Source organism: Lysinibacillus sp. NPDC097195, from assembly GCF_044762075.1.
Taxonomy (GTDB): domain Bacteria; phylum Bacillota; class Bacilli; order Bacillales_A; family Planococcaceae; genus Lysinibacillus.
In genome coordinates, this window is record NZ_JBIWDP010000005.1 from 182056 (window position 1) to 205711 (window position 23656).

The window sequence follows — 23656 nt, forward strand, 5'->3', positions numbered from 1 at the left end:
ATAGCAAGAATCTACTTACTTTGCAGCGGCAGGACTGCATTGACGTAGATTCTTTTTTTATGAAATCACTTTGCTTTTTTAACGATTTCTATCATAATTTTCGTTACATAGTCTTCTTCACGATTTTTGATGACAGCATCGTAAATGTATTCTTCATATGCATACTGCCCTAGCTCATAGCCATTTTTCTCCATAACCTTAAATAGTCGTTCATATGTTTGTCCAAGTGTTGTGGATAAACCAATATGGTAGCCAATAATAAAGTCCCCTTCAATCGCCTTGAAATACGGATGCCCTTCTTGCGGATGCGGCTGCTCCATATATAAGTAACAATAATTATCATAGTTACCAACTAAAACTTGCTCCCGTTTAGTGATACCGCCAATTGGATAGCCAGTATCAAGCTGGGAGCGGTCCAATTCATCGATAAAGTCCGACACTGCTTTCACAAACTGTTCTTCTGTGGAATCTTCAATATTTCTGCTTAAATATAATGTTTCTTCCGGGAAATGCCCAATCGTAATACTGTCAAAATCTATATGCAACGCTTCTTCTGTTGTATCAATTTTTGCCTCAATAATACTTTCAATCATTTCGAGCTCTTGCCGTTTTTTCGCTACAAGTTCCTTTTGCTGATGCATCAATTCTAGAAAATTTTCTGGAGATTTATTGGCCATATACTTTTGAATTTCTTTTAAAGACATACCGACCGTCTTTAATAATTCAATCACGCTAAAAAAATCATATTGAGCGATGGAATAATAACGATAATCTTTACTATCTTTCATAATTGGCGATAATAGACCAATTTGGTCATAGTAAATAAGTGTTTGTTTATTAACCTTACAAAGCTTGGCAAATTCCCCTGTTGTAAAATATTTTACGTTTTTATTAAGCATTTTAAGTTTCCTTCCTTGACTATATAGTTACTATATACTTTAGATTGTAACTATTCACAATAAATTAAGAAAGGTTTTGACATTATGTTCACGGAAATACGTGACATCACAGCTTTAAACAAAGAAGAAGTATTAGCATTACACATCGCTGATAATCAGCAGAACTTTATTGAAACGACGCAACAATGCCTGGACGAGGCCGAAAGCGATCAGCGCTTTATTCCTGTTGGTTTGTATAAGGAAGGTAGCGCGGTTGGCTTTGCAATGTACGGTGTGTTTCCACATGAAGATGGCACACAACGCGTTTGGTTAGACCGCTATTTCATCGATGAGCGTTATCAGCATCAAGGGCTCGGAAAGTATTTTTTACAGCAACTTATTAAGTTTTTACAAGTAAAATACAATTGCAAAGAAATATTTTTAAGTGTCTATGATGACAATGTGGTAGCCATTCAGCTCTATCAAAAATTTGGATTCGTCTTTAACGGTGAACTAGATGAAAAGGGCGAAAAGGTGATGGTAAGAGAGGTTTTTGCTCATGACAACCATTAATCCAATTGAAACAAGACCGTTAAAGCCATTGTTTCTGTCGTACTTATTTCCAGCGATGATTGGTATGCTATTGATGTCAGTCAACATTTTAGTCGATGGTATTTTTGTCAGTCACGGGGTTGGCCCTACCGCACTTGCAGGTGTTAATATTGCTGTCCCGATATTCTCCATTTTGTTATCCATTTCTTTATGGATTGGTATGGGGGGTGCGACATTGTACTCCATTTCACTTGGGGAAGGCAACAAAAAACGAGCACATCAGCTCTTTACACTGTCGTTTGCAACGATGCTTGCAGTCGTTTTAACTTTAGTGATAATTCTTTTATTAAACTTAAAGGACATTGCCTATATTTTTGGGGCAAGTGATGTGACTTATCCTTATGTGCAAGAATACTTGCATGTCATTTTGTTATTTGGTGTCTTTTACACTATTGAAAACCTTTTGAGTATTTTTATCCGCAATGATGGCAATCCAAAGCTTGCTATGATGGGTTTAATCATAACATCTATTTTAAATATCATATTAAACTACGTATTTATTTTCATGCTCCATTACGGCGTAAAAGGGTGTGCATTAGCGACAGCCCTCTCTACAATTATCGGCATGTCGGTGCTATGTCTCCATTTCTTCCGAAAGCAATCTGAATTAAAGTTTGTTTCTTCGTTCTTTAGCTTATCCGATTTAAAGAAAATATTTGCCATTGGTTTACCGAGCTTTATCGTAGAAGCTTCCTTGGCGATCATCGTGATTTTATATAATGTGTCGTTTTTGCATTATTTAGGTGCAAACGGCGTTACGGCCTATGCAATGGTGAACTATATTCATACGGTATTATTAACTGTGTTTTTAGGCATTGGCATGGCCTTACAGCCTCTCGTCAGTTATCACCATGGCGCCAGATTAAAAAAACGTTTGCTAGAGCTTTTGAAAATTGGCTTAGCAACTGCTTTGATACTTGGTTTATGTATTGCTATTATTGCTATGCTTTTCCCTTCCCAATTAATGGCGTTATTCGGCGAAAGTGAAGTGGCCATTCTTAATATGGCAACGCATGGTTTTGTCCAATTTGCGATTGGCTATGTTTTCTTAGGGATGAATATGGTACTTGCGGAATTTTTCCAATCGATTGAAAAGATTCGTCTTGCAACAACTATTATGTTACTACGCAGTATCATTTTATTTATTCCAGCGCTTTTATTGTTACCTAAATTACTTGGTGCACAGGCAATTTGGTGGACTTTCCCCGTTGCAGAAGGCATTACCGCATTGCTCATTTTCTTATATATTAAAAGAAATCCACGTGCGGTTTATGCAAATTAAGCGACGTTGATTTCCGCTACGGTTAGCTCGCTTTCCGCGGGCGTGGCTTAAGCCTCCTCCTCCGCTACGCTACGTGCGGGGTCTTAAGGCGCACGCTTTCCCGCAGGAGTCGAGCTAACCTACGCTACAATCAACTAAACCTCTTTCATTAACAGGCAAGTGCTGAATTTGACTTCACAAAAAAAAACTTGAAGCCCGCTTGCTAAAAAAGATTCCGGAAAGGACCTCAAACGGATTCTTGCTAATATCAAAAAAGGAAGCATACGCATTACGCGCTGCTTCCTTTTGTTAATTTACTTTGTTTCTTTTATCGCGACCGCTTGTTGTGATTCTCCATCAGAGGAGGTAACTCCTAGAACATCGAGCAGGAACATAAATAACGGAATCCCGATAATAAGTCCCCAAACGCCAAGAAATTGCTCAGAGAAAAGAATGACGATAAACGTATAAAAAATCGGTAAATTTGTTTTAGCAGACATTAACTTTGGATTTAAGAAATATGCCTCAATCCCATGTAGTACCACTACAATAATAAGAATGTAGACAATGTACATAGGGCCACCAATGCTATAAGCAATAATGCTAAGAGGGAATAATGAAATAATTACCCCTGCTACTGGAATTAACCCAAGGATGAACAGCATTATTCCAAGTGCAATTAAATGCGGGAAGCCCATAATTGAGAGTGCTATAACAGATAAAATACAGTTTACAGCTGCAATAATAAATTGCGCTTCAATAACTTTACCGAAAGAACGAATAAATATTTTAGAGAAATATGTTAACTCATCATAAAGCGGACCAATCTTGCTATCTTTAAATTTTGCAGTAAATTCAATTATTCGCTTCTTCTCAAGAAGAATAAACAAACTCAAAATAAGTGCGATGAAAACGTGCAAAATCACTTTACCAATGTTCGTTAAATTTTTAAGGGTAATATCCACACCTTGTTCCAAATATTTACCGAGTTCAATTTTCTCAAATGTCGGCGCTAAATATCTCGCAATCTCGTTATCGTTTGGATTGAGATTAAAAGCAGCTATCAAATCAAATAACTGGGTAATCTGTTGGGTCACAATCGGCAAATACTTATAAATAACGGCTATAATTCCAGCTACAAGCAGGAGGTATAGCGCAACAATAATCGCTTTTTCATTGATTGGTGCAATTTTTCTAAACTCTTTCGTCGCCTTCGTAGAGAGCTCATTCATTAAGTAGGTCATAATGAAAGTGAGAAGAATAAGGTTAATCATACTGCGCATTAAATATAGGGCAATAGCAATTCCGACTAGAATAATAAAACGTTTAAATCCGTTACTTCGAAAAAAATTACTCATGCATTCACTCCTTCCACAAAACGGCTTCGCTTCAACTGTCGACTTACAAAATACAATACTATTAAGCAAGTAGACAAAATATTAGTAATCAATATAGATAATTTTCATATCATTATTTGAGCTGAGGGATACATCCATCAATATCCCTAATTAAAAGGAGTAATTCCATTTTTAAGTAGTTTTTTTCCTCTTATCAAATTAGAATGAAAGACAATACTATTAATCATTGTGTATTGAAAGCTACATCAGCGTTATAGCCAGCATTTTTATTCTATTATAACCTTATAAACACGTATATCCAAAGTAACTTCTTTTATAAAATGCATTAAATTCAGGCTTTTATGTTAATTTTCGTACATATTTTAGAAGTTTAGCAAAAATTCAATAGATAAGGATGGATTAAATGAAAATCTCAAGAAACCCACAGGAAGTTCACTCACCCGTTGCGCCTTACGTACATCATATCGAAATAACTGGACCTCATAAGTGGCTCACATTATCAGGTCAAATAGGAATGACAGTAGATGGCACTGTGCCTGAAGAACCAATTGCCCAACTGAAAATAGCATTAGATAATATTAAAAAAAATTTAGAGTGTGCTAGCATGACTGTTAATGATATAACAAAAGTTGTTTTTTACTTAGTAGGGGATTTTGAGTCCACTGAAAGAAAGAAAGTGATGAATGACTTTTTTGGTGATCACTTGCCTTGTATGACGATGTTGTATGTAGTAGCACTTGCTACTCCTACATTAAAAGTGGAAATCGATGCTTGGGCATGTCAGGAAATATTATAATTTGAGGGTACTGGCTGTAAAGCATGTGACCTATGTATTTCAATACTTATGAATGAGGTTCTACTGCTTAGTGCCCTCATTCATAAGCATGTCAGTTTTCCTATTTTGGACGTGCTATCTCAAAAATATCGCCAATTGTTGCGTAACTGGATCCAGCTAATCTACTTACAGCCTTTAAAGCACTTGAGTCTATTCGACCTTCTTGATAAACCGCTTCATCTAGATGAAATTGTACAACTTCACCGATAAACAAATCACCTGTCTGTTCCTCACCATTTTTTAAAGGTATCGTCTGGATTAAGCGACATTCCATGCGGACCTTCGCCTCCATAATACCAGGAACGTTAATGCGATTACTGTCAATAACTGTAAAACCAACTTTTTCAACTTCACTTTCTGTAGCAGCTAAAGAAGCGGCTGTTTCATTAACCTGGCTTACATTATCTTCATCTACAATATGCACAACAAATTGTCCTTGATACTGAATATGACGAGCCGTATCTTTTAAGGACCCCGCCGATCGCTGAATGGCTAAAGAAAGCATTGGCGGGTTGGATGATACGATATTAAAATAACTAAATGGTGCACCATTGACCACACCGTGCTCCGACTTTGTTGTCACAAAAGCAATCGGCCGAGGAATAATACTACCCGTTAATAATTTATAGTTTTCACGCTCTGTATTATTTTTAGGATCAATCGAAATCAAATGATTCCTCCCCCTTTTATCAATCCAATGAACGAACTTTAATTGGGATTAATGTACTTTCTAACTGTTCTCGATGTGGTTCAAACTGCAACGGTAACATTAATTGACTACCCATTGTATCAAGGGTTTCATCATGCGCAAATCCAGGTGGGTCTGTCGCAATCTCAAATAAAATTTCACCCGCTTCACGGAAATAGATGGCGTTAAAATAATTTCGATCTTTCACTTCTGTAACATGTTGCCCATGATTCATAACATACTCTTGCCACTCTAAGTGATCCGCATTATCTTTTGCTCGCCACGCAATATGATGGACTGTGCCGACACCCATTTGTCCACGTATACCAGGTACAGTTTTTAAATCAATAATATTTCCGATATCAGCACTGGATATAAAGCGAGTATATTCGCCTTCTGTCGCTATTTTTTCAAGCCCCATTACTTCTGTTAGTACTTTTTCAGTTTCTTGTGGACGACTTGAATAAAGTGTTGCGCCACCAAAACCTTTAATAGCAACCTCTGGTGTAACATCACCAAATGTCCAGTTATTTAAATCACCTTGCGCACGTGCAACTAATTCGATATGAAGTCCATGCGGATCATCCAATTGAACGACTTGCTCACCAAAACGTTCAGCTTTTTTGAACGGGATAGAAAATTTCGCCAAACGATGAATCCAAAAAGGCAAAGCCCCCTCAGGAACAACATATGTTGTAACGCCTACTTGCCCATCACCGATACGTCCTTGATAAGCGTTTGCCCAAGGGAAGAATGTAATAATCGTACCAGGTTTCCCCGCATCATTGCCAAAATAAAGATGATAAGTGCCAGGGTCGTCAAAATTGACCGTTTGTTTTACTAAACGTAAACCTAAAACACCTGCATAAAAATCGATATTTTCTTGTGGGTGCCCTACAATGGCTGTAATATGATGAATACCTTCTGTATGTTTGCTCATGTGACTATTCTCCTTCGTAATTAATGACATGTTTTCTCATGCTTAGATTTTCTTATTTTGTACAACTTCAAACTGCTCCATAAAGACTTTGTTAATTATCTCGAATTAATATATCTTGAATTCGAGATAATTATAACACGTTAATTTTAATTTCGTCAATCACTCTGCTAGAAAGTATTTTTTGCATAAAAAAGCAGAGCTGTAATCCCTCACAGCTCCGCAATTATATAAGTATGAAACGTTATTGACCATAACCATGTTCTGAAGCGGCTGCATCTGCCTTCGTAGCATGAATCGTACCGAAAGGATGGTTAGGAGGTGCATAAATCGAATACAGCTTTAACGGTGTATTTCCCGTATTCGTTAAGTTGTGCCATGTACCAGCAGGTATGGCAATGGCATAATCATCATACACATTCCGACTAAAGCTTAAATTCTCTTTACTGCTACCCATCTGCGTGACCCCTTGCCCTTGTTCAATATATAAAAACTGATCAACATGTGGATGCACTTCTAAACCGATATCTTCTCCAACATTCAAGCTCATTAATGTAATTTGCAAATGGTTTCCTGTCCAAATAGCAGTGCGGTACGTATTATTAAGCTTAGCTGCCTGCTCCATGTTGACAACAAAAGGTTGTGTACCAAAATCGCTAGTCATTTGATTGTTATAACCGTAACCAGCTTGATTAGGAGGTACTACCGCTTGAGGTACAGGCATTTGAATTGGCTGATTGCCATAGCTATACATTGGCGTATTTACATAATAAGGAACATAGTACATTTTCTCAATCCTCTCACAGATTATAAAATTATCCTATGCAACTTAATGTCGGAATGTACCCAATTACAATGAGCTCATTTTACACGATATATTCTATTTATAATTATGCGAGTGTCTCTGTTGTTGCGGTAATGAACCTATTTGTTACTAGTTTGCTGACATCAAACGAACTTATATAACTTTACGTTGTCATTTTGGGGCATGATATACAATAATCATGTTCTTCTTGAGAGGTTAAATAATAATAGCAGCAGGTCTTTCGTAATCTAATCGGTTCGTCGGTACTTTTTGTCTTGACCTTTTGAGTATTATATTGTGTTAAAGGATTTTTACGCTCGCCAAAAATTGCTCCTGGAGCTTCTTCTATAATGTAGTGATAATCATCTTCTAAAAAAGCTATTTCCTTTTCGCTTGCCCCTTGTCGAAATTGGATTTCATAAAACCAATGCAAATACATAGCCGCATGTTCCCATAGTACAGCTTTCGACACTTTAGCAGTAGCCGATAGAGCCATCCAAACTTTAGCGATATTTTCAGCGAAGATGTAATGAAGTAGTTGATCTCGCCATTTTTCTCTGTTGCTTGTTGGCAAAGATACTAGTGCATCGACCAATCCTATGCGTGGAAGCCATAAATCTTCTTGGTAACTTGATTCCACACGTGCATTGTCAATCGACACATCCAACCCTTTCTGTAGCCGTGACATGGCAAATAACGGGGCTGCCATCGTCAAAACACAATAGCGCTTGCCAAATAAAGATGCGGTAGCTAATAAAGAAGTCGAATTGAAAATAGGCGAAATAGTTTGTAAATACAGATGGCATTGCTCACCGCAAAGTAAATCTTTTGATTGGATTGAATAAGGTGAAGGTGGCAAATCTGTTTCTGTAAAGCGATAATTCTCTGTCAAAATTGCTATTTCTGAGGGTGTTAATCGTCTATTTTGTTGTACATGTAACATTAAAATCCCTCCCGCTCAGGCTCTAAGACAACACTTTATCCCCTTTCCATGCGGTACACATAAAGGTGTGCCAAATAAAGGATCATTCATAATTGTGCAACCCATTCCAAATACATCCCTCACCAAATCAATTGTTACAATATCTTCTGGCTTACCTTGTGCATAAATTTTTTTATCGCGCAGCGCCACAATATGATGTGCATAACGACAAGCTAAATTTAAATCATGCAAAACCATCACGACAGTCCGATTTTCCCTATTATTTAAATCAAATAGTAAATCTAAAATTTCTACTTGGTGCGCCATATCTAAATAAGTAGTTGGCTCGTCTAATAAAATCAAATCTGTATTTTGTGCTAATGTCATCGCAATCCAAGCACGCTGTCGCTGTCCGCCCGACAATGCATTGACGGGGCTATTTGCAAATGGAGTCATCTGCGTCGCTTCTAATGCGTCATTTACGATTTGTTCATCCTCAGTGGACCATTGCTTCATCCAACTTTGGTGTGGATACCTGCCTTGTTTAACTAGTTGTAAAACGGTTAACCCTTCAGGTGCTATCGGTCCCTGTGGTAGTATTGCTAAGCGTTTGGCAACTGATTTTGTAGATAAATCCCGAATTTTTTCTCCTTCCAATAATACATGGCCATCCGTTGGTTTTATTAAGCGTGCAAATGTACGCAATAATGTTGATTTACCACAACCATTCGCACCTACTAAAACTGTTATTTTCCCTTTTGGTACTTGTAAATGTAAATCTTCAAGAATATTGGTATTACCATAACTCACCGTTAATGCATCTGCTTCTAATATATGATTCAAAATAGCTACACCTACTTTCTCATATTGTACAGTTTAGCGCCCTATGTATTGCGCTTGTTATTACATCATTGATTTCTTGTACGGAACAGTAAGTAAATAAAAAATGGGGCACCAATCGCTGCTGTAAACACACCTGCAGGTAAATCTTTTGGTAAAAATGCTGTCCGACCAATAATATCTGCCAAAATGACAATAATAGCTCCAACCATTGATGAAATGGGAATTAGCGCTGCAAATGATCGTCCCACTAGCATTCTACTAATATGGGGAGCTACTAATCCAACAAAGGCGATGCCTCCTACAAATGCTACGGCAGTGCCAGCTAACATGACACTGATTAACAGGAATATTAATCGGAAAATTTGTACCTTCACGCCTACCCCTAATGCAATATCATCACCTAATTCCTTCACATTAATAACTCTTGCAATAATAAAGGTGATCAAACTCAAAATGACAACCCAAGGTAGCAATAAATAAACATCCTGCATATTGGCACCATACAAGCTACCTGTAAGCCATATATAAGCTCTTGAAGTACGAACTTCTTCCCCCATAACAATTAGCATCGTCACAATCCCTTTTGCAAATGCTGAAATACCGATTCCAATTAACACCATACGAATAGGTGTGACGCCTTTTTTCCAAGACAATAAATAGATAATTGTTGATACGACGCCCGCCCCTATAATAGCTGCTAAGGGTAAAAAATGAATACTCACAGTCGCATAAGCAAGAAATAGTAGCGCACCTACTGATGCTCCACTAGTTACGCCAATAATATCCGGTGCAGCTAAAGGATTTCTAATAATGCCCTGTAATATTAATCCCGATACAGCAAGTGCCATGCCAACTAACGCCGCAAGTAAAACTCTCGGGAGGCGTAATGTTTGGATTGTAAATAAATATTCACCTGTACCATAGCCAAACAATTCTGTTAGGACTGTTACTGGAGATATAAAATCACTACCTACTGAAAGAGCTAGCAAAATCATGCCACTTAGCAAAATACAAAGGAGAATAATCATCAGCGCTACTTTTTTAGATAGTTGAAACGATACTTTATCCGATTTTGTTCGAACCGTTATATAATTATGCATTTTTTGCTAACCCCCTTCGTGCTATATAAATGAAGAAGGGTGCACCAATAAAAGCTGTCATAACACCAATCGGCATTTCTAACGGCATAATAACAAAGCGAGCTGCAATATCTGCTAACAATAACAATGTTGAACCGATTACTGCGCTAAACGGTATAATCCATCTGTAGTCTGTGCCCACTAACCCCATCGCCATATGCGGAACAATTAAACCGATAAACCCGATAGAACCAGCTACTGCTACAGACCCGCCAGCAAGTAAGACAACAATAATACCCATAACAACTTTCGTTAAAATGGTACGTTGCCCTAAGCCTTTTGCAATATCATCACCTGACTGCAAAATATTGATGGATCTACCCATAAAAAAGGCAAAGCTACCACCTAGAACAATGAACGGTAGTACAGGCAACAACATGTCGAGATTTCTTCCTGAAACAGAACCCGCTAACCAAAACAATACGCTTTGTATGCCTTGTTCATCGATTACTAATAAACCTTGTGTAAAAGATATAAACAATGCCGAAATGGCTGCACCAGCTAGCACTATTTTGATAGGTGTCAGACCATCTCTTCCTAATGAACCTAAAAAAAATACGAGCACTCCCGCAATACCTGCTCCTAAAAAGGCAACCCACATATAATGGATAAGCGAGTCCATAGAAAAAAAGGTAATGGCACATACAATAAAAAATAATGCGCCTGCGTTAACACCTAAAATATCTGGAGCAGCTAAAGGATTTCTCGTCAAAGCCCGCATTAGAGCTCCTGCTATAGCTAGACTTGCTCCAACTACAGTGGCAACAACAGCTCTTGTAAAACGAGATGTTCGAATAATAACATGCTCTGAATTGGATGCATCATAATTGAAAAAGGCATCGTACACTAATTGAAGTGGAATAGACGTTTGACCAAGAGCTACGCTTAAAATAAATGCTACAATCAGCAACACACAACAAATAATCAAAACACTTCTTTTCATTGAGGTACTGGTAAGCAAATTTTGCATTGCACTCCTACTTTCTTATCCATATTTCTAGTTTCCTTTAACAACTGCTACTACCCCTAGGGGGAAGTGGCTGTTAGAAATGAAGGGACTCATACACTGAGCCCCCATTTGATTCAAAAGAGATGACTGCCATTCTACGCTAGGTAATGAACAGTCGCTTATTTTTCTAGCTCAAATCTGTCATAAATATCATCCAACATAATATGTGCACTTAAAATCCCACCCGCAAAATTCCAGTACACTTCTTCAACTCGGTATACTTGATCATTTTTAACAGCATCAAGCTCTTTCCATAATGGATGGCTTGTCCATTCTTCCATTGTCTTTTTCGTCGCTTCATCATCGATATAGAACATATAGATAACATCCGCATCCATTTGCGGAATACTTTCTTTATCTGTAAATCTTAAGACGATTGGCAGTGGATCTTCTGTAATATTTTTCGGCCCTTTAAAGCCAAGCTCTGTTAATATTTCACCAGCATAACCTGCTGGATAAACACGTGCATGGTCAGCTCTAAAATTGACAACTGAAGCACTAATTGGCCATTTGTCGCCTAACTTATCTTTAATTTTTGTTTGGAAATCTGCTATACGACTTTCCCATTCTCCAAGCAATTCTTTTGCTTTATCTTCTTTATGAGCCGCTTCACCAATTAAATTGATTGTGCCTTTAAAGTCAAATACATCTTGATGCACAACAGTCGGTGCAATTTGCGATAATTGTTCATAAATTTCCTCATGACGGTTTTTCGATGCAATAATTAAATCTGGTTGAAGCTTAGCAATCTCTTCAAGGTTAGGCTGTGTTTCCTCCCCTAAAAGAGGGACACCTTCCAAGTCTTTTTGTAAATAATCATAATATGGCGTATCTGCCCAAGATTCTACAACCCCTACAGGCTTTATGCCCATTGCCACCGCCACATCTGTCGCACCTTGGTAAAGCGTTACAATCTTTGTAGGAATGCCCTCAATTGTTGTTGTCCCCAATGAGTGTGTGACTTCTCGGCTACTATGTTCTTCAGTGCTGCTATTGTCAGCACTAGATTCTTGCGTTGTATTATTGTCATCGGTATTAGAAGCTTCCTTAGTTTCCTTATTTCCGCATCCTACTAGCACCAATGCGAATATTAACACTAAAAACATGACCATCTTTTTAAAACTTAATAATTTAACAGAATTCAATTTATTTTCCTCCTATCAAAAAATTATATAGTCGATAATGATAATCATTATCATTATAATTTTGTAAAGAAGGAATTACAATATCTATTTTTAGATTATTTAGGATGTAAAAATATTGTAAATAAAACTAAATAAAATAAGCAGTTGAAGAAAGGTTTCTCCAAATGCTTTTTATGTTCCAAAAAGCTGAACAAAATAAATAATGAAATATATCGGAAGAGCAATGGACGTCAGTAAATACATTAACATTTCGCCTTTCGTTAGCTTTCTTTTCCATTTTGTTAATTTAAGTTGTCTACGATAAATAAAACTTGAAAGCACTATTATTAAAAAAGCTACATCTCTTACGTTGTCTATAAAAAGATGCATATCCTCCTCTCCTTTCATGTAGCAAAAGGTTCTCTAATATAGTAAATGATTAAATAACTCTAAATAGACGCTAGTTACTTTATATTTCTTATTTCCCAAAAATACTATTTTCCGGGAAATAAAAAATAATCTTTTGCGGCTACTTTATACGCAAAAGACTATTTTTTCGTTAAATATGTAAAACCATTAAATCTTCATCACAATATTGCCCATTAAATTTAAGAGCATTTCGTTCTACACCATACAACTCAAAGCCTAATGACTTGTATAACTGTTTGGCTGAACTATTATTAGAGACAACTGTTAACTTAATTTGCTCCAAACCTTCACAATTTTTCGCCCTCTTAATTAGTTCCTTCATAAGTAATTTTCCTAATCCCTGCCCTCTTCCTTCAGGTGCTACATACATGCCGAAAATGCTTCCTTTATGACTTGTTTTAAGGCTGTTGTCACGCATAAAAGTAACTATTCCTACTAAAGAACCGTCGTCGTGAAAAGCACCAAGCACAAATTTATCATTAGTTGGTTCTAATCGTGTTGCAACTGTTTCTAACAAAAAGTTTACTTCACGTTCATAAGTTGAACCAAATGCTTGTGGATCATTTTTTAATGCAGATAATCTTACTTCCTGATATAACTGAGCATCTGATGGTTGTAAAATACGTATTGCCATTCTATCATCCCCTTACTTCGTTATTTTAAAAAACAAATTGTTTAACAGTGGTTTCTCCTGTGTCCATATTTTTGATAATATAGTGATTTTGCCTAACCTCTTCCTCTCCTAGCACAATCACAAACGGGATATTCTCACGATTCGCTTTATCCATTGCTTTTCTCACTTTTTTGCCACTTAGCTCGACTTCAACACGATAGTCTTTTCGTAAAGCCCTCGCTAATACAAGCGATTCTGCTACTGTATTGATTGGGATAATATAAACATCAACCAATGTTGCTGTATCCTTTTGTTGAGCTAACATCATAGCTGTAAAAATAACATCTAACCCAAATGATATGCCGACAGTGGCAAACGTATCTGACCCACCTAATAATCCACCAATTGCATTGTCATAGCGTCCTCCACTACCAATACTTGATGTGATGCGACCATCGCGTACAAACATTTCATAAATCGTGCCTGTATAAATTTCCAGCCCGCGAGCGAGCAATGGATTAAATAGACAATTTGCCGTAATGCCTAATGTACTTAAATAACGTTCTAGTTCTTGCATTTCAGCTAATCCTTCTTGAATGACAGGTTCCTCATATTGAGCAAAAAATTCAAGCGTATTTTTACGATGATCTTGCAAGAAATTTTCAATTTTTGTGATGACCGTTGTCTCTAAACCAAGTTCGATTAATTCCCCTAAAACTGCGCTATTGCCCACTTTTTCTATTTTATCTAAAATTAAAATAACTCGGCTTTGATCATCGGCACTGACACCGAAAAATCCAAGTAAGCCAACTAGTAACTTACGGTTGTTATAGTGAATGACCACATCCTGCTCCAACTTATCAAAAGCATCTAATGCCATCATCATTAATTCGGCCTCTGCTGCTTGTGAATCAACCCCTACGATATCGACGTCACATTGTGTAAACTCGCGAAATCTGCCCGCTTTAATCGGGCCATCTCGAAACACTTTGCCAATTTCATAACGTTTAAACGGCATAGGTAATGTCGGATTCATCGCAATGACTTTTGCAAATGGAATCGTTAAATCATAACGTAGTGCTAAATCACGTTGTCCTCGATCTGATAGCTGATACATTTCTTGTAAAATTTCCGCACCCCCTGCGTATTTAGATGCCATTAAACTCGTATAGTTTAAGATTGGTGTTTCGAGAGGTTTACAACCGTATGCAATAAACGTATCTTCCAACGTACGGCGAATTTTCCGACGAATCAGCTCTTGCTCCGGTAAATAATCTTGGGTTCCTCGTACATTTTGATAATCCATTTTCTTCATCTTTTTCACTCCTTCGTTTTTTAGAAAATAAAAAAACCGTATGAACATAAGCTCCAATTTCGGCTTAGTTATACGATTTCATGAGAAATAGTCTTCCTATTCATTATTAAAAAATTAATAAAGATAGCAAGACTATTGGCTATGATGATGTGTAGTTGCAGATATTAGACGATTGAGTATCGACATAGACTCTCCCCCATTCAATTATTCGTTACTTTAAACCATAACAATATTTTTGTCAATTCATTATTTTCTAACAATAAAAATTAAAAGCAGTTAATCTGTAAAGACTAACTGCCGTTAATACTGATAATTTATAATAACTTTTGATATAGTTCAAAATTATTTAAACCATATTTGCCATATCCTAAATTGATTGTATCAATATACTGAAAACCGTACTTTTGATAAAGTTTGATTGCAGGTTTATTTTCTTCATAGACATCCAGGCGAATTGCCTTTAACTTCATGTCTTTACTATGTTGTATAACAAAGTCCATTAATTTTGTGCCAATCCCTTTTTTCAAATATGTAGGATGTACGGCAAAAGTATGAATAACCATTAATTCTTCATCCTCTAAATGCATAGGCCAATTTGCTTTAGCATACGCTGCTTCTTGCTCCTGTCTTAAAATAACAGTGCCCACAATATGATGACCATCTTTCATGACATATAAAGTGCCTTCTTCAATACCTTGTATGGCCGTTTCTTTTACTGGATAGACGCCCTTTTTCCATCCAGGGTAATTAATATGTGCCTCAAGATAATCATTTAAATCATTATATAAAGCTTCAAGTTCTTCTATATTACATACCGTTCCCTTTTCAATATGCATAATTTCCTCCTTGTCTTACTAATTCATGCTATTAAGAAAAGTATACCTTAACGTCATTTGATTAGGTTGAACATTTCAGCACAGCGGGTATAGAGTTCTACAGCTAGAGACGGAAGATGCGGCACCGTCTAGTGGCTTTGTCAGTGAAAGTATGATTAGCGAAGGAGTCGTATTGCATGACCTATATGAATATTGGATTAAAATTATTTTTTGGGTTCATCGCTTTATTAATTGTCACGCGTTTGTTAGGCAAAAAGGAAATATCACAGCTTACTCCCTTTGACTTTATTTACTCCATTGTACTTGGAGGTATTTTGGAAGAAAGTATTTATGATGATAATATTACACCGCTTCATGTTTGGTTTGCGGTCAGCGTATGGGGAGTCATGCTATTTATCATTGAAATTTCCTCACAGCGCTTCGATAAATTTAGAGCTCTGCTGAAAGGAGAAACGTCCATTTTAATTAAGGATGGTCAATTCAATCTAAAGGAATTAGAAGCGAATCACTTAGAAATGGAGCAATTGCGCATTATGCTGCGCCAACAAGGGGTCTTCTCACTTCGAGAAGTTTGTGATTTGTACTTAGAGCCTGGTGGTACTGTCAGCTTAAAAAAATATGCTCAATTCGATACGGTCACACCAGCTATGCTGAATTTAAAGCCAGATGACGAGTCGATTAATTTCTTATTTGTTGATGATGGGGAAATTAATGAAGAAATTTTAAAATACACAGGCAAGTCGAAGGAATGGCTATATGACGCCCTGCAAAAGGAAGGATATACTTCTACTCATGATATTTTGTATGCGGAATGGTCAGAGACAGAAGGGTTTTACATTAAAACCTATTCATCTAATAGGGAGAATTTACGAAAAGAAAATTAGCATGACGCGTGATAAATTGTATTTGAAAATATGCCTATTTTCCTTTAGACTTAAATTTTATTTGCATTTTAGATAGGTTCATATAGAAGTCAACTATTGTTATATGAAAGATTTAAATGTAAGTTATATATAATTTAACTTAATGGAAGTATAGAGGAAACCTATGAGAAAAAAAGTTATTATGTCATTAATGTTAATGACCTTCCTTTCTGCTGTAGAAGGAACTATTATTAGTACAGCCATCCCCCGTATTACCAGTGATTTATCGGGCGTCGAACTTGTTAGTTGGGTCTATGCCATCTACATGCTTGCCACAGCTGTTTCGACTCCAATTTACGGGAAACTAGCAGATTTATTTGGTCGAAAAAAAGTTTTACTGATTGGGGCTACTATCTTTTTAGTCGGCTCTGCACTTTGCGGTGTCGTTACATCAATGGAGCAGCTTATTGTCTTTCGTGCCCTTCAAGGTCTAGGAGCTGGTGCTATTATGCCCATCACCATGACGATTATCGGTGACTTATATAGCGAAGTGAAAGACCGAGCAAAAGCACAGGGCTGGATTAGTGCCGTTTGGGGTATTTCAGGTGTAATTGGCCCACTAGTTGGTGGTTTTTTAGTAGATTCACTTTCTTGGCGCTACATCTTCTTTTTAAACGTACCATTTGGCATTATCGCTTGTTTAATGATCGTTATTTATTACAAAGAATCCGTTAAACCTGCAAAACACCATATTGATTATCTTGGAGCAACGGTGTTCTCATTAAGTGCCATTGCTCTACTATACGCCCTATTAACGGGTAGCAGTAAGAACAACTGGGGAGACATGTCCATTATTGGTTTGTTAATCTTTGCAGCTGTGTCATTTATTGTTTTCTTATTTATTGAGAAAAAATCGCCAGAACCACTAATTCCGCTAGCACTTTTTGCTAACCGTACATTATCTATTATTAATATCTTAACACTTATTTCAGGTGCTATGCTTATTAGTCTAACAATGTATTTGCCAATTTGGAGCCAAGGTGTATTAGGAAAAAATGCGACAGACGCAGGGCTTATTTTAATGCCACTTCCCGTTATGTGGACGGTTGGCACGATTTTCTCTAGCAAACTAGTAGGTCGCTTCAATACGAAACAAATTATTCTACTTGGTGTTTGCGTACTGTCAGTCGCAGCGTTTTCATTATTTACTTTGTCCATTACTTCACCGGCGTTCCTTATTTATGTTGGCGTTGGATTATTCGGACTAGGAATGGGTCTTGTTTCACCTATTTACATGGTAACAATTCAAACAGCTGTTTCCAATCAAACGCGCGGCACAGCAATCGGCTTAAATACATTTATCAATACATTTAGCCAAACATTAGGCGCCGCAGTTTTCGGTGCGCTTTTCAACACAATGATTCATGCACGAGGCATTCAAAACCTCGATCTTGTTTCTTCCGGTGGTCACGGCGGAGCAATAAAAGACGTCGTAACCGAGTCCCAAGAAGCATTAGCTGCAAGTGTCCATTTCATTTATATGGATACATTTATATTAGCCATCGTCACATTATTCATTGTGTGGTTCTTTTTAAAGCCATCCCCTCAAACGAGTGAGCTATAAAAAAATAATGCTTATTAAAAATAAGCTATGAAGGAAATTTTTCTTCATAGCTTATTTTTTTACGAGGAATCTCAACGTTTCTATTTATTCTAATAAACAAACAAAAATTAAAATCGTTTGATTAATAACAAACAAAATAATATAATGTTTATTATAAATTATTACATCGATACTAATTGTTCACTCAATATAAAGAAGTTTATTAGAACTGGCGGTTAGTCTTTTTAAACATTTTTGACCGATGAGAATCCAAGCCTAGGGCATTTCTCGGAGGAAAAAAACGGAACGAAAGTAAATGAGGCGTAAAAAATTTGGAATAATAATTGGAGGAGTACATGATTATGAATATCCTAAAAGTCAACGGAGTCGAATTAGCCTATGACCGTTTCGGTAACGGTAATGACGAGGCTATTATCCTAATTGCTGGGCTTGGAACTCAGATGATTCGATGGACGGATTCATTTTGTCGGATACTAGCAGCGCGGGGTTTTCACGTAATCCGCTTTGACAATCGAGACGTAGGTTACTCAACGCACTTTAGCCATTGCCCAACGCTGGATTTTAACGCACTGGCGACTGCTCTCATGTCAGGACAGATACCGGAAATCCCATACACACTCAATGACATGGCCAATGACGCGATTGGACTACTCGATGCCCTATCCATTGAACGTGCACATTTCATTGGCAGATCGATGGGCGGCATGATTGCCCAGATTGCAGCCAGTGAGTACCCTGAACGGGTTCTATCACTGACATCTTTTATGTCCAGTTCGGGTAATCCCGCCCTCCCGCAAACTGACCCGGATGTCATGGCCATGATGACCAAACCAGCGCCGAACCCATTTGACAATGAAGCAGGATTTTTGGCGCACAGCCTGTCATTTGCTAAACGTATCGCTGGCACAGGCTATCCATTTGAAGAAGATGCTTATCGGGCGCTTATTATGGAGGAAGCTCAGCGAGCATACGATCCAGGTAGTGTCGGAAGACAAATTGCTGCTATCGCTGTCTCTGGTGACCGTCGTCCGCTGTTGGGGACTATAAAAGTACCCACACTTGTCATCCATGGGGTGGACGATCCATTGTTCGTTCCAGTGTGTGGCGAGGACACGGCTTCTGCCATCCCGGGAGCTGAGCTAATGTTAGTGGACGGCATGGGGCATGACCTGCCACATCAATTGTACAAAGTAGTTGTGGATCGTATAGAGCAAATGGCTCGTCGCAATTGACACTGCCTAGATGAGGATTTTAATTAAATATAAAATTTACGAACTAAAAAAACAGAGTTACATTCTACGCATTTTGTAGATAAACTCTGTTTTTATATATTACTCATCGTTTGTTATTCTTGTATCTCTTCGTCGCTTTGATACTCCATAATATCACCCGGCTGACAATCTAAAGCTTTACATATTGCTTCTAATGTTGAAAAGCGAACCGCTTTTGCTTTGCCATTTTTCAATATCGAAAGATTCGCCATAGTGATACCAACCTTCTCCGAAAGCTCCGTTACGCTCATTTTTCGTTTTGCTAGCATTACATCAATATTAATAATAATTGCCATAGTATCCGCCTCAGACCGTCAAGTCATTTTCTAATTTTATGCTAATGACTTCTTGTAGAAGCCGTTGGAGAATAGCAGCAAAAACGGCGATAACGAACGAAGCAAAAACAATCATAAGGCCCAATAATCCAACAGGAGGATCAACTTTCCTCGCTATAAAGTAGAACAATGGTGAACCTACTATATAGATACTACTAATGATAATTGCGCAGTACTTAATGTTCTTTAACGCCTTTACAGATAAATCCGAGAACGGTGTTTTTGCATCAATGTACCGTAAAAGATTGAAAGTTTGATAGAGTGCAAAGTAAAAAGGCACAGCCGCTCCATACATCACGATGAATACAAGATATTTCATCGGCGCAATCGTCGGATACGATGTAGAGGCGAAATTCGCTACATGGGGCACTAAAAATATACATAGCGCAAGCACTGCCATTCCTGCCAGTGAAATAATGACCTTTAAAAAAGTGGTTGAACCTCGTTTATTATTCATAATAAGCACCTCAGTTAGTTAATGACACAATAAATTTACCACAACATTTATCGATTCACAATAAATATAGATTGTTTTTCGTTATTCCCACCGTTATATTAAGTGATAAAAATAAAAGAACATTTCCCAGATGGAGAAATGCTCTTACTTTAAACTGTTAATTTTTATGTGAAAAACGTTTGATAGAATTCTATTAAAATTTTTAACTAATTGCGCCATTTATATTACAGTTGAATTTTAATGTCACAATATGTGAAGAAATAATACCACCCTGTGAGAATTTCCCCCCTATATCAATAACATAATTAACTCCTCCATCCATTAGCGAACCTTCATATCCTAATTGTGTCCAACTTCCATCAGCGTTTGCTGCTTCTGAAGAAATAGAATGAAATGCTGAAAATAGTTGTCGTCCTCCTGGTGTATTAGTGTTTAATTGTGTGTCAAAAGAACCTTTAAACATAATGTCTGTTTCTTTTGAGCCAATCTGTAACTTTACTGTCTTTGGCACTATCATTGGATTATAGCGTTCGCTATTTTCTAAAATAACAATAGACATATTAGCTCTGTCCTTTGCCAGTTTTTCAAAGTCTTCTATTGCAATCCAATATTCATCTACAAAATTCGTTATAGGCTCCAACTCTAGTTCGAAGTCCATATCTTCACTATTTAGCTTCTCAATAATCGTTACATATTTTTGATAATATTCTTCTTTTTGTTCTTGCGTTAACTTTAAAGGAATCGGTGCTGCATCTTCTATCTTTGTTGTACTAGCCTCATTGTTTATAGCCCTTGATTGCTCTGTAATCGGCGATTCTGCTACTACTTTTTCTTGATCACTTTCATCATTATTGCAACCTGATAATGCAAATACCGCTAGAAAAATGCTTATGTATAAATATTTTTTCAACATTTTCACCTCATTTAACACCACCTTAAATTTCCCTTAATTATACCATAAATATGTATTATATTGGCTTTTAAATATTTAACCTCACTTAATAAATTGCACCTGTTTACACTATTTTCAGTAGTTAATTTAAGTACTTTGCTTCACTCGGCGATAGCAAAAAAACCATCTCGCCTTTAACAAGGTGAGATGGCTTGAATTAAACTTTAATACAAATTATTTATCTTTAATAGAGCTTCATCAAACGCAACAGCTCTCCAGCCTACTCCACTGTCACTGACTTCGCCAAGTTACGAGGCTTATCAACGTCACAACGACGGTGTAATGCTGCATAGTAGCTAATTAACTGTAATGGTACTACGGAAACAAGTGGTGTTAAGTATTCATTGACATGTGGGATGACTAAACGGTCGCCATCTTCGTCTACGCCAGCCATGGCGATAATGCATGGGTACGCTCCACGTGCTGCTACCTCTTTTACATTGCCGCGAATATTTAAGGCTACTGCTTCTTGTGTTACAAGGGCGAAAACTGGTGTACCTTCTTCAATTAAGGCAATTGTACCGTGTTTTAGTTCGCCACCTGCAAAACCTTCCGCTTGAATATATGAAATCTCTTTCAGTTTTAAAGCACCTTCAAGACTTACATAGAAGTCGATATTACGACCGATGAAGAAGGCATTGCGTGCAATTTTCAAATAGTCTTCTGCGATATCTTCTAATACATCTTTTGAATCGATAATTGTTTGAATACCGTTGGCTGCAATGGCTAGTTCTTGTTTTAAATCAAATTCTAAGCCTTTACCGCTTGCTTTGGCTGTTACATATGCTGTTACTGCAAGAACTGCCACCTGCGCTACGTATGCTTTTGTAGAAGCTACAGCGATTTCTGGGCCAGCATGCAATAATAGCGTATGGTCTGCTTCGCGTGATAGCGTTGAACCTGGTACGTTCGTAATTGTTAATGTTGGGTAGCCAAGCTCTTTAATTTTCACAAGTACTTGGCGGCTATCTGCTGTTTCACCTGATTGAGTAATAAAGATGAATAACGGCTTTTCTGATAGTAATGGCATATTGTAGCCAAACTCACTTGAAATATGCACTTCAACAGGAATGCCTGCCATTTTCTCAAAGTATTGTTTACCGATTAAGCCTGCATGATAGCTTGTGCCGGCCGCGATAATGTATAGACGATCAGCAGCTTGCACTGCTTGTAAAATATCCTTATCAATTGTTAATTCGCCATTGTCGCCTTCATATGCTTGAATGATTTTACGAATAACTGTTGGCTGTTCATCCATTTCTTTTAACATATAGTGAGGGTACGTACCTTTTTCAATATCGCTCATATCAAGCTCTGCTGTGTACGGTGCACGCTCTACTACTGTGCCATCTAATTTTGTAATTTCCACACTGCCTTTGTGCACGATAACGACTTCTTTATCGTGTAATTCCACAAATTGATCTGTTACTTGTAGCATCGCCATTGCATCTGACGCTACTACATTAAAGCCTTCACCGACACCTACTAGAAGTGGCGATTTGTTTTTCGCAACGAAAATTGTGTCAGCCGCTTCAGCATCTAATAACGCTAACGCATAAGAACCGTGTAATAGTGATAATGTTTTGCGGAATGCCTCTGCCGTTTGCAGTCCATCCTTCACAAATAGCTCCACTAACTGCACGATTACTTCCGTATCTGTGTCAGACTTCATTGGAATGCCTTTTAAATATGTTTTTTGTAATAAATGATAGTTTTCAATTACACCATTATGCACAAGCGTAAAACGACCTGATGTACTTTGATGCGGGTGCGCATTTAAACGGTTTGGTACACCGTGTGTTGCCCAACGTGTATGACCAATCCCAATCTTTGCAGCTACGTCTTCGTCTACAGCTTCACGTAAGTCCGCAATACGTCCTTTTTCTTTAAAGATTGTTACGCCCTCTTCATTGCGTACAGCAATACCTGCTGAGTCATAGCCACGGTATTCTAATTTCTCTAAGCCTTTTAATAAAATTTCCTTTGCATCTAATTCACCAATATATCCTACAATTCCACACATAATTACTTTTCCTCCGATATTGTCGTATTGACGCAATGACAAACTAGACCTCAGCCTATCGAAAATTTTCAGTGGGCGGTATTAGTATCGCTTAGTTTCGAGTAAAAAATAAGCAAACTGATACGCGCACGTCCTCGTACTATTTTAGCGTTCTAAAATAGTGCTTTACTTCGATACGTGAAGTTTTTCTATTTATCTATTGCTTTACTTATACCTTCTCCATTTTCTGTACATTCAATCACTTAAATGCTTTCAAAATGAAAAATGACAATCGGGTATGTCGATCGGGAGGCATCCGCCGAATTTTCGATAAACCTCCACCTCGTCTGCTGAAGATGTCTTCGTCCAATTTCTCCAGCTCAGGCGCTATAATTGTTTTCCGATTTTTTGTGCTAACTTTCCTCCTTTTGCACTTGCTAAGCGGACATGGTATCTCCAAGCCGTCAGCTTCTCCATAATACTCAATCATATGCTGTTCGTCAAATTTTCGTTAAAAAAATATCACCATTTCCCCATTTTCGAGTAAC

Annotated in this window: 23 protein-coding genes; 6 read left to right on the forward strand and 17 right to left on the reverse strand. The window is 37.5% G+C overall.

Annotated features, from left to right (window positions below; all coding sequences use genetic code 11):
- Positions 1 to 65 precede the first annotated feature (65 nt).
- Entirely contained in the window at positions 66 to 899 is an 834-nt protein-coding gene (locus tag ACIQXI_RS19175; protein WP_402927813.1) for a MerR family transcriptional regulator, read from the reverse strand.
- A gap of 84 nt (positions 900 to 983) precedes the next feature.
- Between ACIQXI_RS19175 and ACIQXI_RS19180 the strand changes: the two genes are divergently transcribed.
- Positions 984 to 1451 carry a GNAT family N-acetyltransferase gene (locus ACIQXI_RS19180; RefSeq protein ID WP_402927814.1) on the forward strand — a complete coding sequence of 156 codons (468 nt, stop codon included), beginning with the start codon at positions 984 to 986 and terminating at the stop codon, positions 1449 to 1451.
- Positions 1438 to 2772 (forward strand): MATE family efflux transporter, encoded by a 1335-nt coding sequence (locus ACIQXI_RS19185; protein WP_402927815.1) that lies wholly within the window; start codon positions 1438 to 1440, stop codon positions 2770 to 2772. Before ACIQXI_RS19180 ends, ACIQXI_RS19185 begins: the two co-directional genes overlap by 14 nt.
- Positions 2773 to 3065: 293 nt before the next feature.
- On the opposite strand, the gene ACIQXI_RS19190 is transcribed toward ACIQXI_RS19185, so the two are convergent.
- The gene (locus ACIQXI_RS19190; RefSeq protein ID WP_402927816.1) at positions 3066 to 4109 is read right to left on the reverse strand and encodes an AI-2E family transporter; all 1044 of its coding nucleotides are present in this window, start codon (positions 4107 to 4109) and stop codon (positions 3066 to 3068) included.
- A gap of 403 nt (positions 4110 to 4512) precedes the next feature.
- Between ACIQXI_RS19190 and ACIQXI_RS19195 the strand changes: the two genes are divergently transcribed.
- The gene (locus ACIQXI_RS19195) at positions 4513 to 4905 is read left to right on the forward strand and encodes a RidA family protein (protein WP_402927817.1); all 393 of its coding nucleotides are present in this window, start codon (positions 4513 to 4515) and stop codon (positions 4903 to 4905) included.
- Between the two features lie 100 nt (positions 4906 to 5005).
- Here the strand turns inward: ACIQXI_RS19195 and ACIQXI_RS19200 are convergent, their stop codons facing one another.
- The 11 genes from ACIQXI_RS19200 to ACIQXI_RS19250 all read right to left on the reverse strand — a co-directional run bounded on the left by ACIQXI_RS19200 (position 5006) and on the right by ACIQXI_RS19250 (position 15604).
- Positions 5006 to 5614 carry a flavin reductase family protein gene (locus ACIQXI_RS19200; RefSeq protein ID WP_402927819.1) on the reverse strand — a complete coding sequence of 203 codons (609 nt, stop codon included), beginning with the start codon at positions 5612 to 5614 and terminating at the stop codon, positions 5006 to 5008.
- Positions 5615 to 5633: 19 nt separating this feature from the next.
- Positions 5634 to 6572, reverse strand: a complete 939-nt coding sequence (locus tag ACIQXI_RS19205) for a ring-cleaving dioxygenase (protein ID WP_402927821.1) — start codon at positions 6570 to 6572, stop codon at positions 5634 to 5636.
- Between the two features lie 241 nt (positions 6573 to 6813).
- Positions 6814 to 7356, reverse strand: a complete 543-nt coding sequence (locus tag ACIQXI_RS19210; RefSeq protein WP_402927822.1) for a cupin domain-containing protein — start codon at positions 7354 to 7356, stop codon at positions 6814 to 6816.
- Between the two features lie 181 nt (positions 7357 to 7537).
- Complete coding sequence (locus ACIQXI_RS19215; protein WP_402927823.1) at positions 7538 to 8317, reverse strand: IucA/IucC family C-terminal-domain containing protein; 780 nt, start codon at positions 8315 to 8317, stop codon at positions 7538 to 7540.
- A 15-nt stretch (positions 8318 to 8332) separates the two neighbouring features.
- Positions 8333 to 9139: an ABC transporter ATP-binding protein gene (locus ACIQXI_RS19220; RefSeq protein ID WP_402927825.1), complete on the reverse strand. Its 807-nt coding sequence runs from the start codon at positions 9137 to 9139 to the stop codon at positions 8333 to 8335.
- A 65-nt stretch (positions 9140 to 9204) separates the two neighbouring features.
- Entirely contained in the window at positions 9205 to 10239 is a 1035-nt protein-coding gene (locus tag ACIQXI_RS19225; RefSeq protein WP_402927826.1) for a FecCD family ABC transporter permease, read from the reverse strand.
- Positions 10232 to 11248, reverse strand: coding sequence for a FecCD family ABC transporter permease (locus ACIQXI_RS19230; protein ID WP_402927827.1), 1017 nt, complete (start codon positions 11246 to 11248; stop codon positions 10232 to 10234). Before ACIQXI_RS19230 ends, ACIQXI_RS19225 begins: the two co-directional genes overlap by 8 nt.
- A 158-nt stretch (positions 11249 to 11406) precedes the next feature.
- The gene (locus ACIQXI_RS19235; protein ID WP_402927859.1) at positions 11407 to 12399 is read right to left on the reverse strand and encodes an ABC transporter substrate-binding protein; all 993 of its coding nucleotides are present in this window, start codon (positions 12397 to 12399) and stop codon (positions 11407 to 11409) included.
- A gap of 571 nt (positions 12400 to 12970) precedes the next feature.
- Complete coding sequence (locus tag ACIQXI_RS19240; RefSeq protein WP_402927829.1) at positions 12971 to 13474, reverse strand: GNAT family N-acetyltransferase; 504 nt, start codon at positions 13472 to 13474, stop codon at positions 12971 to 12973.
- Positions 13475 to 13499: 25 nt separating this feature from the next.
- The gene (locus ACIQXI_RS19245; RefSeq protein WP_402927861.1) at positions 13500 to 14759 is read right to left on the reverse strand and encodes a histidine--tRNA ligase; all 1260 of its coding nucleotides are present in this window, start codon (positions 14757 to 14759) and stop codon (positions 13500 to 13502) included.
- 323 nt (positions 14760 to 15082) lie between these two features.
- Entirely contained in the window at positions 15083 to 15604 is a 522-nt protein-coding gene (locus ACIQXI_RS19250) for a GNAT family N-acetyltransferase (protein ID WP_402927830.1), read from the reverse strand.
- A 176-nt stretch (positions 15605 to 15780) separates the two neighbouring features.
- Between ACIQXI_RS19250 and ACIQXI_RS19255 the strand changes: the two genes are divergently transcribed.
- From ACIQXI_RS19255 to ACIQXI_RS19265, 3 genes are all read left to right on the forward strand, one after another.
- On the forward strand, positions 15781 to 16488 hold the full coding sequence (locus tag ACIQXI_RS19255; protein ID WP_402927832.1) for a DUF421 domain-containing protein: 708 nt from the start codon (positions 15781 to 15783) through the stop codon (positions 16486 to 16488).
- Between the two features lie 163 nt (positions 16489 to 16651).
- The gene (locus tag ACIQXI_RS19260; RefSeq protein WP_402927833.1) at positions 16652 to 18091 is read left to right on the forward strand and encodes an MDR family MFS transporter; all 1440 of its coding nucleotides are present in this window, start codon (positions 16652 to 16654) and stop codon (positions 18089 to 18091) included.
- Between the two features lie 341 nt (positions 18092 to 18432).
- Complete coding sequence (locus ACIQXI_RS19265) at positions 18433 to 19323, forward strand: alpha/beta fold hydrolase (RefSeq protein WP_402927834.1); 891 nt, start codon at positions 18433 to 18435, stop codon at positions 19321 to 19323.
- 113 nt (positions 19324 to 19436) lie between these two features.
- On the opposite strand, the gene ACIQXI_RS19270 is transcribed toward ACIQXI_RS19265, so the two are convergent.
- The 4 genes from ACIQXI_RS19270 to glmS all read right to left on the reverse strand — a co-directional run bounded on the left by ACIQXI_RS19270 (position 19437) and on the right by glmS (position 23129).
- Positions 19437 to 19658 (reverse strand): helix-turn-helix domain-containing protein, encoded by a 222-nt coding sequence (locus ACIQXI_RS19270; RefSeq protein ID WP_402927835.1) that lies wholly within the window; start codon positions 19656 to 19658, stop codon positions 19437 to 19439.
- A 10-nt stretch (positions 19659 to 19668) separates the two neighbouring features.
- Positions 19669 to 20154, reverse strand: a complete 486-nt coding sequence (locus ACIQXI_RS19275) for a DUF2975 domain-containing protein (protein WP_402927837.1) — start codon at positions 20152 to 20154, stop codon at positions 19669 to 19671.
- A 202-nt stretch (positions 20155 to 20356) separates the two neighbouring features.
- A complete protein-coding gene (locus ACIQXI_RS19280; RefSeq protein ID WP_402927838.1) occupies positions 20357 to 21064 on the reverse strand; it encodes a hypothetical protein in 708 nt (235 codons plus the stop codon).
- A 262-nt stretch (positions 21065 to 21326) separates the two neighbouring features.
- The gene (gene glmS / locus ACIQXI_RS19285) at positions 21327 to 23129 is read right to left on the reverse strand and encodes a glutamine--fructose-6-phosphate transaminase (isomerizing) (protein ID WP_402927839.1); all 1803 of its coding nucleotides are present in this window, start codon (positions 23127 to 23129) and stop codon (positions 21327 to 21329) included.
- Positions 23130 to 23656: the final 527 nt, after the last annotated feature.

Coding starts and splice junctions, on each gene's coding strand:
- ACIQXI_RS19225 (WP_402927826.1), bottom strand. CDS start 10,239: ATGCATAATTATATAACGGTTCGAACAAAATCGGATAAAGTATCGTTT.
- ACIQXI_RS19175 (WP_402927813.1), bottom strand. CDS start 899: ATGCTTAATAAAAACGTAAAATATTTTACAACAGGGGAATTTGCCAAG.
- ACIQXI_RS19185 (WP_402927815.1), top strand. CDS start 1,438: ATGACAACCATTAATCCAATTGAAACAAGACCGTTAAAGCCATTGTTT.
- ACIQXI_RS19205 (WP_402927821.1), bottom strand. CDS start 6,572: ATGAGCAAACATACAGAAGGTATTCATCATATTACAGCCATTGTAGGG.
- ACIQXI_RS19255 (WP_402927832.1), top strand. CDS start 15,781: ATGACCTATATGAATATTGGATTAAAATTATTTTTTGGGTTCATCGCT.
- ACIQXI_RS19250 (WP_402927830.1), bottom strand. CDS start 15,604: ATGCATATTGAAAAGGGAACGGTATGTAATATAGAAGAACTTGAAGCT.
- ACIQXI_RS19210 (WP_402927822.1), bottom strand. CDS start 7,356: ATGTACTATGTTCCTTATTATGTAAATACGCCAATGTATAGCTATGGC.
- ACIQXI_RS19195 (WP_402927817.1), top strand. CDS start 4,513: ATGAAAATCTCAAGAAACCCACAGGAAGTTCACTCACCCGTTGCGCCT.
- ACIQXI_RS19260 (WP_402927833.1), top strand. CDS start 16,652: ATGAGAAAAAAAGTTATTATGTCATTAATGTTAATGACCTTCCTTTCT.
- ACIQXI_RS19215 (WP_402927823.1), bottom strand. CDS start 8,317: ATGTTACATGTACAACAAAATAGACGATTAACACCCTCAGAAATAGCA.
- ACIQXI_RS19190 (WP_402927816.1), bottom strand. CDS start 4,109: ATGAGTAATTTTTTTCGAAGTAACGGATTTAAACGTTTTATTATTCTA.
- ACIQXI_RS19275 (WP_402927837.1), bottom strand. CDS start 20,154: ATGAATAATAAACGAGGTTCAACCACTTTTTTAAAGGTCATTATTTCA.
- ACIQXI_RS19245 (WP_402927861.1), bottom strand. CDS start 14,759: ATGGATTATCAAAATGTACGAGGAACCCAAGATTATTTACCGGAGCAA.
- ACIQXI_RS19180 (WP_402927814.1), top strand. CDS start 984: ATGTTCACGGAAATACGTGACATCACAGCTTTAAACAAAGAAGAAGTA.
- ACIQXI_RS19240 (WP_402927829.1), bottom strand. CDS start 13,474: ATGGCAATACGTATTTTACAACCATCAGATGCTCAGTTATATCAGGAA.
- ACIQXI_RS19270 (WP_402927835.1), bottom strand. CDS start 19,658: ATGGCAATTATTATTAATATTGATGTAATGCTAGCAAAACGAAAAATG.
- ACIQXI_RS19235 (WP_402927859.1), bottom strand. CDS start 12,399: ATGGTCATGTTTTTAGTGTTAATATTCGCATTGGTGCTAGTAGGATGC.
- glmS (WP_402927839.1), bottom strand. CDS start 23,129: ATGTGTGGAATTGTAGGATATATTGGTGAATTAGATGCAAAGGAAATT.
- ACIQXI_RS19265 (WP_402927834.1), top strand. CDS start 18,433: ATGAATATCCTAAAAGTCAACGGAGTCGAATTAGCCTATGACCGTTTC.
- ACIQXI_RS19230 (WP_402927827.1), bottom strand. CDS start 11,248: ATGCAAAATTTGCTTACCAGTACCTCAATGAAAAGAAGTGTTTTGATT.